The 14,226-nt window shown below is 33.4% G+C and carries 10 protein-coding genes and 1 tRNA gene; 5 read left to right on the top strand and 6 right to left on the bottom strand.

Features of this window, described 5'->3' with window-relative positions:
- Positions 1-371: 371 nt before the first annotated feature.
- On the bottom strand, positions 372-1,877 hold the full coding sequence (locus EK417_RS01375) for a restriction endonuclease subunit S domain-containing protein (RefSeq protein WP_136521115.1): 1,506 nt from the start codon (positions 1,875-1,877) through the stop codon (positions 372-374).
- 2 nt (positions 1,878-1,879) lie between these two features.
- Positions 1,880-4,090, bottom strand: a complete 2,211-nt coding sequence (locus tag EK417_RS01370) for an HsdM family class I SAM-dependent methyltransferase (protein ID WP_136521114.1) — start codon at positions 4,088-4,090, stop codon at positions 1,880-1,882.
- A 413-nt stretch (positions 4,091-4,503) separates the two neighbouring features.
- Here EK417_RS01370 and EK417_RS01365 point away from each other — a divergent pair, with 413 nt between their 5' ends.
- On the top strand, positions 4,504-5,034 hold the full coding sequence (locus tag EK417_RS01365) for an antirestriction protein ArdA (RefSeq protein WP_136521113.1): 531 nt from the start codon (positions 4,504-4,506) through the stop codon (positions 5,032-5,034).
- A gap of 59 nt (positions 5,035-5,093) precedes the next feature.
- Complete coding sequence (locus EK417_RS01360; RefSeq protein WP_136521112.1) at positions 5,094-5,681, top strand: recombinase family protein; 588 nt, start codon at positions 5,094-5,096, stop codon at positions 5,679-5,681.
- Between the two features lie 390 nt (positions 5,682-6,071).
- Here EK417_RS01360 and EK417_RS01355 read toward each other — a convergent pair whose 3' ends face one another.
- From EK417_RS01355 to EK417_RS01345, 3 genes are all read right to left on the bottom strand, one after another.
- Positions 6,072-7,301, bottom strand: coding sequence for a phage integrase SAM-like domain-containing protein (locus EK417_RS01355; RefSeq protein ID WP_136521111.1), 1,230 nt, complete (start codon positions 7,299-7,301; stop codon positions 6,072-6,074).
- A 194-nt stretch (positions 7,302-7,495) separates the two neighbouring features.
- Positions 7,496-7,567 (bottom strand) — tRNA-Glu (locus EK417_RS01350).
- A gap of 60 nt (positions 7,568-7,627) precedes the next feature.
- Positions 7,628-8,914 carry an N-acetylmuramoyl-L-alanine amidase family protein gene (locus EK417_RS01345; RefSeq protein WP_181416090.1) on the bottom strand — a complete coding sequence of 429 codons (1,287 nt, stop codon included), beginning with the start codon at positions 8,912-8,914 and terminating at the stop codon, positions 7,628-7,630.
- 53 nt (positions 8,915-8,967) lie between these two features.
- Between EK417_RS01345 and EK417_RS01340 the strand changes: the two genes are divergently transcribed.
- The 3 genes from EK417_RS01340 to EK417_RS01330 all read left to right on the top strand — a co-directional run bounded on the left by EK417_RS01340 (position 8,968) and on the right by EK417_RS01330 (position 12,532).
- On the top strand, positions 8,968-11,553 hold the full coding sequence (locus EK417_RS01340; RefSeq protein WP_110366446.1) for a putative LPS assembly protein LptD: 2,586 nt from the start codon (positions 8,968-8,970) through the stop codon (positions 11,551-11,553).
- Positions 11,554-11,696: 143 nt separating this feature from the next.
- Complete coding sequence (locus tag EK417_RS01335; RefSeq protein WP_034694591.1) at positions 11,697-12,077, top strand: RidA family protein; 381 nt, start codon at positions 11,697-11,699, stop codon at positions 12,075-12,077.
- Positions 12,077-12,532, top strand: a complete 456-nt coding sequence (locus EK417_RS01330) for a hypothetical protein (protein ID WP_136521110.1) — start codon at positions 12,077-12,079, stop codon at positions 12,530-12,532. Before EK417_RS01335 ends, EK417_RS01330 begins: the two co-directional genes overlap by 1 nt.
- A gap of 67 nt (positions 12,533-12,599) precedes the next feature.
- Here EK417_RS01330 and EK417_RS01325 read toward each other — a convergent pair whose 3' ends face one another.
- Positions 12,600-14,129, bottom strand: a complete 1,530-nt coding sequence (locus EK417_RS01325; protein ID WP_076597036.1) for a trypsin-like peptidase domain-containing protein — start codon at positions 14,127-14,129, stop codon at positions 12,600-12,602.
- Between the last annotated feature and the right edge of the window lie 97 nt (positions 14,130-14,226).

The raw sequence follows: 14,226 nt of genomic DNA, 5'->3' as shown, positions 1-14,226 counted from the left end.
GTGAGCTATTCACACTTTGTTAGAAGGTATTTGGCGTAACCCACACACAGAAGCAGAACGCCCACGCCGTAGGGTGGGTGTCTAACTTTTGCTCCGTGTGTTTTCAAAATCGCCAAATTTTTCTAACAAAGCAATAAGCTTTACACTTATTATTTTTCGTTGATGTCTTTGCGCAAAACTACAAATTTTGTGCCTTATTAATTCAATGCAAACTTAAAGAAATTTAATAAATCATATTTGAATTGAATTTCTCTCAGGTCTATATCTTCTTAACCCAATCGTTTTTATGATAATTGCTTAAATCTTTTACAACGGTAATATTGGAAAGATCATATTTTGCTTTTTTCTGGCATGATTATTTTGTTTATTTTTTACGAAAAATTTATAATCACATCTTTGTCATTTACTATATTATCAATAGCATTATTCAAGAGCGTCTTTAATAGTTTTGCTGTTTTGTCTAATTCGTAGATACCAGCTTTTTGATTATATTCACTATCTCTATCTAAAAAATCAGTTAATGTAAAACTGTCGGACTTGTACTCCATTTGAGCATTGTAGTAAAGTAATGCAATTTCTTTTTGCTTACTTGCTTCAAAGTTTGGAAAATTAATATCATCACTTTGGTATTGTGTTAAACTATTTGCACCTGAACCTGTAATTGCTATTTTATAAATGTGCTTATTCCACCTCAAATTATTAAGAAACATAGCAATAAAAATATTTTGCTCAATATTTGCAACATCATTTTTAATAACTAAGCTATCAATATTTGTTATAGTATTTTCGATGTTTTCTGGGAAGACAACAACTCTTCCAAATTGAGCTCCTCTTGCTGAAAAAATGATTTCTCCTTTTGCTATCTTTTTTAATGATCCTGGATTACCCAAATAATTAAATTTCTCCACTGTTGAATATTCAGAAAAATTAGAAGATACAGCTAATTTATAAAAGCCATTAATATTACTATTGGAATAAAAACTTTCTCCTATATTAGAGATTTGCAGGTTTTGCCCTCTGCTTACAGTATATCCTAGTTGTGATAATTTGAAAAATCCATTTTTGTAATTTTGAATTAAATGTTCATATTTCTTATAATCAGAAGAATATCTTGCAGTATCAATTCTTCCAACTTCTTTTAATTCATTAAATCTTGGTAATTCAAAACTAAATTGATTTGATTTTTGGTTTTCTAACAATTCAGTTTCTATAGTTTTTAAAATGGCTTTGTGTCGTTCTTTGATTAATTTTTCTTTGTTTATTATGGCTTGTGTTAAAACTTCAACAAATTTGATTATATTTTCTGCATCTTTATTTGGCATTGGAATTTTACAATCCAAAAACATTGTTTTTGCATGCCGAATAGTTGCACCCTTCGGAACCATAGAATCCAATTGTTCTCTAAAAATGTCATGCTTTATAAATGCTAATAAATAATACTTATTTTTAATTACAGGTAATTTATAGATTGCACCTGATAGCATGTAATTTGGATAGTCTTTATCTAAAATTATTACTTCTCCAATATTGCTGTCTTTTGAAATCAGCAAATCGCCTTGTTTTAAATTCATTTCTATAAATGAATTTGGCATAATTGGCAAAGTTGTTTCGCTTGTAATTTCTGGTAAAAATGAATGTGCTTGTAATGCTTTTGTTTTAATAAAATAATGTGTCGATTGTCCAATATAATTCAATGAACCAACTTCAACACCTAAATCTTTTCTTTGTAAACCTCTTTTCAAAAAGTCTTTTACATACAGAAAATTTTTATTAGGCATTATTAAATCCATATATTGAGAAGAAGATAAAGTGTAGTCTTTTTCAATAATAGAGTTGAAAGAGATTGAATTTGGTATTTTTCTGTATGTGTTACTCATAGTTACTTAACTTTTATAAAAATATCTTGCAAAGATTTTTCTTGTTTCAAGCACCATTTCTTAAAGTCAGCGATAGTCTCAGTAAAATCTTCATCAAGCAAAGCTCTACCGTCTTTGTCAATTTCTATTTCAAAGTTTTCATAATTTATTTTATAGTTTGGAGAAAAGAATTTTACTCGTTTACTTGTCTTTACTTCATAGCCTACTTTTTCAATGCCTTTAAAGTAGACTTCGTAATTTTGCGCTTTTAGCTTTGCAAGCTCTTTTTCATTGGGTTTGTATGCTACAATTATTGACGTATTTACACCTGTTTCGGCAAATACATTGGCTGGTAAATCAAAAATGGCAACAATGCGCATTTTATCCATTAGCCATTTTCTTGCTATTTTATGGCTGTCGATACTAGCAATAGAATTAGAAAGTACAATGCCCATTCTTCCATTTTCTTTCAAAATGCGGTAGGCATTTTCGAGGAAAACAACTCCCAAATCTATTTTGGATTTAGATTTTGCTCCTTTCTTATGCTTAGTTTGGATTATGGAATTATTTACATCTGTTTTTAAATCATTGACCAATAAGTCGAAATCAGATACTTTATTTCCATATAAATGCCAAAGTTCATAGCATTGTATCATTTCAAGATCTTTGTCGTCTTTTGGTACAAAGGCTCTATCTTCTCCAAAGGGAGGATTGGTTAAAACCACATCAAATTTTTTCAGTTGCTTTTCATCTGGCCGATTGTCCCAATTTCCTTTTTGGTTCATGCTTGGTATTAACTCTAGTACTTCACCTTTATGGTCAAATTTCGAAAGTAAAGAACCGTAGCCTGCTTGTGCTTTTATTTTTGCATTTCCGTCACCATTCAATAACATATTTAATGTAGCCAGCATTACCATTTGCTCATCTATATCCATTCCAAAAATATTGTTATCATCTAATTTACTGTTTGAGTTTACATAAGAAACTGAAAGAAAATCAGCAATTCCAACAGTAGGATCAATTACAGTTTCGCCATTTCTTGGATTTACAATGCTTACCAAAAAGTCAATTAATGGTAGAGGAGTTACAAATTGTGCATTTGCATCTTTTGAAAATGGTGTTGCAAACTTGTAAAATACTAATTGGTAAAGATCAGTTTTATGAGAGCGAACAAAAGAATAATCTTGAAATTGATACACAACCTCAATCAGTACTTTTATATGATTTTCATTTTTTGTATTTAAAGGATTATCTTTTAAAATACGATAATATTCTCCTGATGCTTCAGTTCTTAAATTATCAATCCTTTTAATAAATCCTTGTAATGCCTTATCGGCAAGAGTTTTATAATTTTTTTCTTCTTCAGTAATATAGAAATCCAAAAAACGATTGTTTAGTTTTTCGTTTCTTTTCTCATCAAATATTTTTTGCGAAAGAATTTGTATAAGAATTTTAAAACCTTCTTGGTCAACCTTTCCTACTTTATCCATTGTACGTAAAATGGCACTCATAGCATTATTAATTTGTGTAGAATGTACTCCTGAAATAATATCTAATTCTTTTATGCCTCTCTTTGAACGATCAATCATTTTAGCTTCAGTCCATTCTAAAATATCTTCAAAACTTGGGATATTAATATATGGGTCTGGAAGATGTAAAGCCAATTCTTTGGTTTTACTATCTTCACCTTTGGTATTAAATTCTTCGCTATATCTTAAAAATTTATTGTTGTGCTTACGAAATAAATAAAGTCTTTCTGTATCATAAAGAATTGCTAAACAAAAAGGTCTTCTACTTTCATTTAAGTAAGCTTTTAATTGCTTATCCCAAACATCTCCTATATTCTTATTATCTTCTTTTTTAAATTCTAATGCAACAATTAAGTGTTCTCGTAACCATTCTAAACTTTCATTATTTCCATTTTCGTGATAATCTTTATATTTATCAAACCAAGAGGTATCATCAAAAATTGCTCCATCAAGTTTTAGTGGTGCCGAAGACTTATTTCCTTTTGGAAAATGAATTTCTGTACCAATATAATCTTTAATATAAAGTCCTGATTGTACTATAGAATATAAAAACTGCCATTTGTAATATTGTTCGTTTTTAGTTCCATTCTTCTTTTTTAAATTTATCTTTTTTCCAAAGGACAAATGTGCTTGAATAAAGCATTCAAACTCAGCTATATTTTCGTATTTATTATCAAAATCCTGTTTCGCTTCTGTAAAAGTCATATTTGAAATTGTTTTGCAAAAATATCATTAAAAATCTTCAATTTGAAATATTAAAAGATCTTTTTTATATGTGACAGTATAAGAGGTATCTAAACAAAAACACCCCACCATAGGACAAGTTTTTGGTAGTACCCCCACCTTTAGAAATTTGGGCAAAGTTTTCAGGAGGTGTAAAAACCTCAGTACTTTTTTTTGAACATTTTTAGACTACTGCCTAGAGTTAGTACAGGTTTGAAGAGATTTTCTACGGATTCAAAATATTTCTGCTATTTCACTGAATTCCAGCCTATTTTTATAACATTTGGCACGGTTTTCGACTACTAAAAGGCAACAAAAAACCCCATCAATACTACTAATATTGAATGGGGAGTGTGTAAAATAAATTTCAGTGTTCAATCAAAAACTTATCTACAATGACAAAGTTAAAAAATTCTTTGGATACAGCAAGTATCTATGTCGGAACGTACGCAAAGTACAACAATGCAAGCCTACATGGCAAATGGTTAAACCTTTTGGATTATTCAAATTATGATGAGCTACTTACAGCAATGTATGAGCTTCATTCTGATGAATCTGGCCCTGAATTCATGCTACAAGATTATGAATGTTGTTCCCTGTTTGAAAAACTAGGGCTGATTAGCGAGTGCCATATATCCAAAGATATCTATGATATTGCCTATCAGATAGATGGATCAGATTATGAGGCAGAGGTGTACGAAGCTTGTTTGGATAATCTTGGTAAAATGGACTTTCAAAGCCTTTATGATTACGTAAACAATTTTTACTATGGTGAGTTTGCAGATGATATTGAGTTCGTGGAATATCTATACGAGGACGATATCCCTTTCAATCTGCCGAGTTATGTTTGTATTGACTGGGAAAGTACAGCACGGAACATCATGTATGATTATTTTGAATCAAACGGACATTACTTCAGAAACTAATTACAATAACAATCTTTTGCACCTTGCTTTAAATGCGGGGTGCTTTAACATTTACAATTATGAAAGCACGATATATTAGAGTTTCAACTGGATCGCAGAACATTGCAAGACAGGAGGAACGCCAAGCAAAGGGAGAAAAGGTTTTTATTGATGTGGTAAGTGGTTCTTGTCCGTTTAAGGATAGAACTCAGGGAAAAGAGCTTATAAAAGCTATTGAAAGGGGAGAAATAAATTACGTCTCGGTAAGTTCTATTGATAGGCTCGGAAGAAACTTGTATGACATTCTTACGACTCTGGAATTTTTCAAAGAAAAGGGTGTTATTCTCAAAGTAGATAACCTCGGAATAGAAAGTTTGATTAAAGGAAAAGAAAATCAGGCATTCAAACTTATAATCTCTGTTATGGCAAACATCGCCGAAATGGAACGTGAAACCATTTTAGAACGACAGCGTGAAGGTATTGCACTTGCAAAGGCTAAGGGCATCTATAAGGGGCGAGAGAAAGGTTCTACGGAGAGTATAGACGATTTTCTATCTAAGTATAAAGAAGTGATTAAAAGCCTAAAGAAAGGAAATTCTATCAGGGATACGGCTAAAATCTGTTCGGTCAGCATTGGAACTGTTCAGAAAGTGAAAAATAACATCTGATGTAATTAGGGGCGACCAGCCAAAGAAAATATAATTATCACTATCGACAAATCGGAAACAAGGTAAAGCGAGCTATTTTTACTATCGAAGCGTTGGAGTTGCTTTTATTATTCTATATAGCTAATATGGTACTTAATTTAGTTACTTGCTAATTTTTCAAAATAATAAGATTCCGCAATTTTTATGGTTGTGAACTATTATAAAAGAGCCTGACTTATGCAATTGTAATAGGTCAGGCTCTTAAAATATCTATATGAGTATTTTCATATGTATGATTGATTATTCAATGATGTATATGTTGAAAAAGCGATCAAAGGTTTGGTAAACCGCTCATAAAAAAACTGATTTCTGCGGTGGCAAATATCAGATTCTTAAAAAATATTGTTTTTGTTATTCCACTTTTTCAGGTTCTTTCTTTACAGTCCAATGTGAATGTAAATTTTCGGCTACCATTTCTTTTGAAAAATTAACATATTTTTTAAAAGATTTATAGTCTTTATGCCCTGTAATTTTTCTAATGAGTTCTTCATTCATTCCTAATGTTAAAGAATTGGTTATAAAAAATGATCTGCCATAGTGCACAGTAATAAATTTATTTGCAGGTTGTTCTACAATAATGTTATTACCGCCAGAGTGTTTTGTAAACTTTACAGTATGAGTAAATTTTATCTCTTCAAACAAATCTTTTAATATTCTATTACATGTTTGATTTGGAGGGACATTCATTTTACCAAAATGCTCGAATTGAGCATCTAAAATTGCCTTTGCTTGTGGAAGCAAAGGGATAGTTAAATTTTCCCTTGTTTTCTTGATGTGCAGATTCAAAAATTTATCATCATAATCGTTTTTAGTGATTAATGAAATATCAATATAACGGAGACCTGTATAGCAACTTAGAATAAAAATGTCTCGTATGCAATTCTTTAACTCATTTTTAAAATCTTCTGTTCTAAGTTTTTCGATAACTTCTGCCGTTAATACAACTTTGTCAGTTTCATAGCTGGGTAAATCAAATTGCTTGTAATCAGTAGTGTTATGATAGCCTCTTTTATAAGTCCAATTTAGAAAAGCTTTCAGGTTTTTACAGTATTTGTTAATTGTGGAGTTCAAAAACTCTTTTTCAATAAGATAATTTTGAAAGTAATCATTAAAAACCAAATTAAATGATTCCATGTTAACATTATATTTTTTTTCTTTTTCAAATTCTAAAATTGTCTTTTTTAGAGTGTTATATGCCTTTATAGTATTTTCGGACGAAATAGGAGTTTTTAATTTAATAAACTCGTCAATTACGTTTGAAAAAGAACGATTATCTGTATTTGTGTGTGTAGGATTGATTTTTCTATCAAATTCATTTCTGAATAAATCTATTGTTAAATCTTTCCTGTCCCTCAAATAGTCCCTCTCAATTTCATTAATAATATGTTGAATGTTTTCTAGTTTCAGATTTTTGTTTTCGGAATTGGGTGCTAATGGTTTTACTTTAGTTCCGCTCCATTGATTTGGCTTGACCTTTACACCTGTTGAGCGTTTTACTCTTGAACCATTAATTATTATACTAAAGTGAATTAATGTTTCATCCTTAGATTTTGGTTCTTTCAAATAGAAATTAACGTTCATATCAAATATTTATTTAAAGTTAAAAATAATTTTGAGATAGAATATTAATTTAGAAAAAATGGGGACGTTTTAGGGACAAAAAGCGCTTTACGTGACTTTACATCACTTTACATTATTAAAAATAAAAACCCCTGATAAACATTGTTTAAAAGGGGTTTTAGCTAATTTTGTGTAAAGCTATATATAGCTTTCGGTAGCCTATAGGGGAATCGAACCCCTGTTGCAAGAATGAAAATCTTGAGTCCTGACCACTAGACGAATAGGCCAAATTTTGAGGTTGCAAAAGTAGGAATTAACTTTTAAACTTCAAAATTATTTTTTTTGATTTATTTGTAGACCTTTTGTATCACGGTATTTTTGACACCTTTAGCTTCAAGTTCCTTTTGAAGCTTTACAGCATCTTCCAATGTGTATACCTTTCCGTAGGTATAATAAAATACTCCATTATCCTTGTTTCTTTCCACATCTTTTAAATTCTGAAGGATATAAGAATTACCATTCAGTTTATCACCTGCATACACTTCTATGGTATAATATCCCATACTGATTCTCTGGTTAGGCATAAATCCTACAGCAAACGCATTTCTGAAACCTGCATCTTTGGCAGTTTTAAGATTAATATCTTTCACTGAAGCCATATTGGTTACAGCATAGTAATACTTGTATTGTCCGTTTTCTTTAAGGGTAAGAATATAGTTCAGGCCTTTCAGGGCAGGATCATTTTCATTGTATTTCGTAGGAGAACTCATCAATAGAATTCTGAAATCGTTTTTCAAAGGAACTTCTGCCGGTTTTTCAGGTTCTGGTTTTCTGACAGCCATAGAACCGCCGGATTTTCTGTCAACCGCTTTTTTATAATCAATAATGGCATTGTAGATACTTTCTGCAATTTCAGTCTGTCCTTTGTCTGAAGCAATATAGTGGCTTTCTTCAGGGTGATTGATGAATCCTGTCTCTATCAGTACAGATGGCATGGCATTCATACGGAGAACGTGAAGGTTTTTCTGAAATACACCTCTTGAAAATCTTTTATCTTTATTCACAAAGTTATCTTCTACCAGTCCTCCCAAGAGAAGACTTGATTCCAGATATTTACTTTGCTGAAGTTTCAAAGCAATTAATGATTCAGGAGAATCCGGGTTATAAGAACCAAAAATCTGCTTATCTTTCTCATCAAGGAAAATTACATCATTTTCTCTTTTGGCTACTTCCAGGTTCTCATTATTCTGGTTAGGTCCCTGTACATACGTTTCAGTTCCATATGCTGTAGGTCTTTGGGAAGAGTTACAGTGAATGGATACAAAAAGGTCTGCTTTACTTCTGTTAGCCAGATTGGTCCTGTCAGACAGAGAAGGGTACTCGTCTATTTTACGGGTATATATTACTTTGAAATCTCTGTTTTTCTCTAACATGGCACCTACTTTTAAGGTAATGGCAAGTGTAATGTCTTTTTCTGCAACCCTTCCAATGTCGGAATAAGTCCTGTTGGCTCCATGATCACTTCCTCCGTGTCCAGCATCCAGAACGATAGTAAACTTCTTCTGTGAGAAAATAAAGTTGCTGGTAAGGATAAGGAGAAATGATAAAATTATTTTAAAATTTTGTTTGTGCATCTTACAGTTATAAAAATTATATTAATTTTGAGCCTTAATTATATAGAATAAAATTGGCCAAAACCGTCTTCAAAAATATATTACAAATTTTAATTATCCTAATTTTTAACAATTTTTTAGCACAGAAAACTCCTGAAAAATTGCCTGAAAATGCGGTTAATGATACTATTTCCAAAAAGGATACCATAGTTGTAAAAAAAGAACCTTTAAATGATGTTCTTCGTACAAAAGCGGATGATCAGAGAAGAGATGTTCCCAAAAAAATGACATTCCTGAACAAAAATGCTCAGGTAAAGTATCAGGATATGCAGATTGATGCGGATTATATCTCTATTGATGATAACAAAAATCTGATCTACGCCAGAGGAAAACAAGACTCTCTAGGGAAGATTATAGAGCCTGTAATCACTACACAGGCCGGGAAAAAATACGAAACCAATGAATTCAACTATAATACAAAAACAAAACAGGCCATTGCTTTCAATGCCAGAACAGAAGAAAGCGAAGGGGTAATTATAGCCCAGAAAACTAAAAAATATAATGATTCCGTATTCGCAATGAGAAAAGCGGATTATACAACGGATGATTATTTCATTAAGAAGAAAGATACGGCAGCGGATTATTTTATGAGAGCCTATAATATTAAGCTGATTAAAACCAAAACAAAATCCCAGATCGTAACAGGTCCTATTCAGATGTTTATCGAACAGGTTCCTACACCGCTTTACCTTCCGTTTGCTATTTTGCCATTCTCAGATAAAAGGGCTGCAGGTATTCTGATCCCAAGTTTCGGGGAAAGAGAAGATGTTGGTTTCTTCCTGAACGGAATTGGATATTATCAACCGATTGGAGAACATTTTGACCTTAAGGTTTTAGCAGATATTTATACAAAAGGAAGCTGGAACTTACGTCCTCAGGTGAATTACCAGAAGAAATACCGCTACTCAGGAAACTTTACGGCAGATATTGGTACAATGGTGAGAGGGATCAAAGGTTTGGACGATTATACTAAAAACAGTACCTATAGAATCAACTGGACTCACTCGCAGGATTCCAAAGCCAATCCTTTCCTTACATTCAGTGCCTCTGTAGATATTGTAAGTACCAAATTCTATAACAACCCGCTTAACAACAATTACATTTTCAATCAGAATGTATTGAATACCCAGCAGAACTCTACAGTAACCCTTACCAAAAGATTCCTGAAACTTCCGATGACTATCACAGGAACTGCTTCATATTCCCAGAACTTTGCAACAGGATTGGCAGACCTTCGTCTTCCACAGATGAACGTAGCAATTAATCAGTTCTATCTGTTCAAATCAAGAACAGGGATCAGACAGGGATTACTTGAAAATATTACAGTGAATACCGGTTTCAATCTTACCAATTTTGTGAATACTCAGGAGAACGAGCTATTTAAAAAAGAAATGTGGGATAAAATGCAGACAGGGCTTAAAAACAATATCGCATTGGCTACCAATACAACATTGGCGAAATACTTCACTTTCAGTTTAAGTGCGAATATCGATAACGCTTTGACTACAAAAACGCTGAACAGATATTATGATCCGGTAAAAAATGTAACGGTTGACGAAATCAATAAAAACTTTACAGGATACTCTACTTTTTCCACTTCCGCAAGTCTTCAGACAACACTTTTTGGAATGATGAAATTCAAAAAAGGATCTACAGTGGAAGCGATAAGACATATGATGACTCCAAGTATGAGTTTTACCTATTCACCGGATTTCTCAAGTCCTGGCTTCGGATATTACAGAAACTATTATAATGCAACCGGAGCGCTGACACCCTATTCTATTTTTGAAAAAGGAATTATCGGAAGCCCGTCAAGTGGTATGCAGGGAGCCTTAGGGTTCAATATCGGTAACAATATTGAGATGAAAGTAAAGTCTAAGAGTGATTCTACAGGGGTAAAGAAAATCAAAATTTTTGAATCTTTAAACCTGGCAGGAAGCTACAACTTTGCTGCTAAAGATCATCCCTGGTCTGTATTCTCTATCAACGGACAGTCTTCCTTTTTCAATAGTAAACTTACTGTAAATACCAGTCTTGCGCTGGAGCCTTATAAAATTGATTTCTCATCAGGAGAAAATACAGGGGTAAGAACAGAGCAGTTCGGTCACTTCAGTGTGCAAGGATTCAACGTTCAGCTATCTTATCCTTTAAGCAGCGAAATTTTTGGAGAAAAAACAGATTATGCCAAGAAGTATTCTTCGAAGGGAGAAGTCCGAAATGAAAATTATTATTTTGATGATGATCATTATGCTCACTTTGATCAGGCCTGGACTTTAAATATCAGTGCCAATTATGCTTATTCCAAAGGATTGAGCAAATTTGCCAATAAAATTGCATCCATAGGATTAGACGGTAGTATCAAGCTTACTCCTTACTGGAATATCAACGGAAGTACGCATTATGATATGGTGACTAAAGAATTGGCATATACAAGGATTGGTTTTTCAAGGGATCAGCGAAGTTTTACAATCAATTTCAATTGGGTTCCTTTCGGACAGTATAAAGTGTATGACTTCTTTATCGGTATCAAAGCCAATATCTTAAGTGATGCATTGAAGTACAAAGACAGAAGTTTTACCCAGCCTAATGCACCTTTCTAATATCAGATTGGCATTTGTGAATATAAATTTTATATTTGCAAGCAGAATAAATGTTAATGAAATCACTGTTGACAAAATTCGTAAACCAGCGAACATAACAGATAGTGATCACCTATGATCTGGAAAAAATTAAATATCCGCATATGAAACAAATAATCAACACAGTTAATGCACCTGCAGCTATCGGACCTTATTCACAAGCTAATATGGCAAACGGAGTTTTGTATATCTCCGGACAGATTCCTGTAGATCCTGCAACGGGTAAACTGGTAGAAGGAATTGAAAAGGAAACGCATCAGGTAATGAAAAACCTTGAAGCCATCCTTACTGAAGCTGGCATGACTTTCAAAAATGTTGTAAAAGCGACCATCTTCCTTAAGAGCATGGATGATTTTGCTGTAATGAATGATATTTATGCATCATACTTAGATTCAGAAAGCTATCCTGCCCGAGAAACAGTACAGGTTTCATGCTTGCCTAAAAATGTGGATATCGAAATTTCTATGATCGCACATCAGGATTAATGAACTTTATAAGAAATACAATTGCGGTTCTGATAGGCCTTGGTATTGCAGGACTTATTATTACTCTTGGTATAAGGGCTTTTCCGCAATGGGTAACTTTTGAGGCTTTTGCTCCGTTTGAGCACTGGCAAAGGTTTCTTTTCAGCATGAAAGATGATAAGGCGTTTTTCGGCTTCCTTTTATTTATTTCCGGATTAGGAACGACCATTGGAGGAGTTGCAACGGCCATTATCGTTAAATTTGCTAAAGTAGCCTATGCTATTCTGATTGGCTTTATTATGCTTTTTATCGCCATGTTGGATGTCATTATTTTTCCTTATCATCCTACATTTTATAAGATCTCTATTTTTCTTACATTCTTTCCGTTTTCATGGATTGGGGGTAAAATTGTAGAAGTGATCTACGAAAGGAATAAAAAGAAGAATATCGCTGATAAAATGAACAAGTCTAAATAAATAATAAAAAGCGCTGCAGACATTTGCAGCGCTTTTTGTTGATATGAAAAACTAATTTTTTTTCTGATTAAGGCATTTTGAAACCTTTTGTATAGATTCTTCCATAGTCATCCACGAATTTCACCTGTACATTCCCCTGATATTTCTCAAGGATCTTTTCAACATCTTTCTGTGAATTGACCGGCTTGCCATTGATTTCGATGATGATATAGTTATCTACGATCCCGATTTTAGCCATTTCGCTGCCCTCAGATACGTTTTTAGCCACTACACCGCTATTTAGTCCGTATTCTGTTTTGAAACGCTCTGTAAGCGGATCAAATTCAGATCCGATTTTTTCTGTTACACTAAGGTCAGCTTTCGTTCTTGTTGAAGTGCCTCCTTTCTGGTCTCTAAGCGTTACAGAGGTAGTACTTTCTTTGCCATTTCTTGAATAAGTAACCTGTACTTTATCGCCAGGACGTTTGCTTCCGATAGACATAGAAAGATCAGCAAAGTCTGTGATATCGTAGTTGTCTACTTTAGTGATTACGTCTCCTTTTTTCAGTCCTGCATCTTCAGCACCACTGTTTTCACCAAATCCTGTAATATAAATTCCTGAACCTACCTTCAGATTTGTTTTAAACTGCTTGTTGTATGAACTTACCAGTTGGTCATTCGAAAGATCTAAAGACTGAACTCCAAGGAATCCTCTCTGTACAATTCCGAATTTCTTGATATCCTCAACGATTTTTCTTGCTAAGTTAGAAGGCACTGCAAATCCGTATCCCTGATAATATCCTGTAGTAGACTGAATCGCAGAGTTGATCCCGATAAGCTCTCCATTCGTGTTTACCAAAGCTCCTCCTGAGTTACCCGGGTTGATGGCGGCATCCGTTTGAATGAAACTTTCAATAGGATTAGTAGCTTTTCCCTGGCCTCCCAAGATTCCGATACCTCTTCCTTTTGCAGAAACAATACCGGCTGTTACTGTAGAATTTAATCCTAATGGATTTCCTACTGCAAGTACCCATTGTCCTACATCAATATTGTCAGAGTTCGCAAAATTCAGATAAGGAAGACCTTTTTCTTCAATCTTTAATAAAGAGATATCTGTATTAGGGTCTGTTCCTACCAAAGTAGCGATATATGATTTTTTGTTGCTTAAAACAACTTCAAGCTTGTTAGCACCTGCTACCACGTGGTTGTTGGAAATAATGTAACCGTCCGGAGAGATGATAACACCGGAACCCATTCCAGATGGCATATTGTCAGGAGCTTGTTGCTGCTTCTGTCTCTGCTGGCCTCTTCCCCCGAAAGGATCTCCAAAGAAAAAGTCGAACAAATCCTGCTCTGAAGCTCTGCTTGAGGTTCTGCTCTGATAGTTTTTAATGGTAACTACAGCCGGAACGGTTGTTTTAGCCGCTTTTACAAAATCATCACCTACAGCTCCTGTATTCATTCCTGCGAATGATGTATTAGGTGCGGCTGTTGTGAAATAAGATTGATCTCCATTATTAGAGCCATGTCCGAAATATTGTAAAGCTCCAACGGTAGTAGCTCCAGATAATACGCCTACCACTGCAAATGGTAATAGTTTTTTAAAAGTAGTCTTCATTGTATATCTTTCTTTTTTATTAATTAATTTCATTTTTATGTTTTTGAGTAAACAAATTTAATGTTAAATAAGTAAGCAATTAGTATGCTATGTTTCA

It is taken from the genome of Chryseobacterium candidae, from assembly GCF_004916905.1.
GTDB classification, from domain to species: domain Bacteria; phylum Bacteroidota; class Bacteroidia; order Flavobacteriales; family Weeksellaceae; genus Chryseobacterium; species Chryseobacterium candidae.
The sequence above is the reverse complement of the archived record's forward strand: the minus strand, read 5'-3'. Positions and strand labels throughout refer to the sequence as shown.

Bases quoted from the DNA above. Each gene is read 5' to 3' on its own strand.
- EK417_RS01355 (WP_136521111.1), bottom strand. From the start codon at position 7,301: ATGAACGTTAATTTCTATTTGAAAGAACCAAAATCTAAGGATGAAACA.
- EK417_RS01375 (WP_136521115.1), bottom strand. From the start codon at position 1,877: ATGAGTAACACATACAGAAAAATACCAAATTCAATCTCTTTCAACTCT.
- EK417_RS01365 (WP_136521113.1), top strand. From the start codon at position 4,504: ATGACAAAGTTAAAAAATTCTTTGGATACAGCAAGTATCTATGTCGGA.
- EK417_RS01370 (WP_136521114.1), bottom strand. From the start codon at position 4,090: ATGACTTTTACAGAAGCGAAACAGGATTTTGATAATAAATACGAAAAT.
- EK417_RS01330 (WP_136521110.1), top strand. From the start codon at position 12,077: ATGAACTTTATAAGAAATACAATTGCGGTTCTGATAGGCCTTGGTATT.
- EK417_RS01325 (WP_076597036.1), bottom strand. From the start codon at position 14,129: ATGAAGACTACTTTTAAAAAACTATTACCATTTGCAGTGGTAGGCGTA.
- EK417_RS01345 (WP_181416090.1), bottom strand. From the start codon at position 8,914: ATGCACAAACAAAATTTTAAAATAATTTTATCATTTCTCCTTATCCTT.
- EK417_RS01335 (WP_034694591.1), top strand. From the start codon at position 11,697: ATGAAACAAATAATCAACACAGTTAATGCACCTGCAGCTATCGGACCT.
- EK417_RS01360 (WP_136521112.1), top strand. From the start codon at position 5,094: ATGAAAGCACGATATATTAGAGTTTCAACTGGATCGCAGAACATTGCA.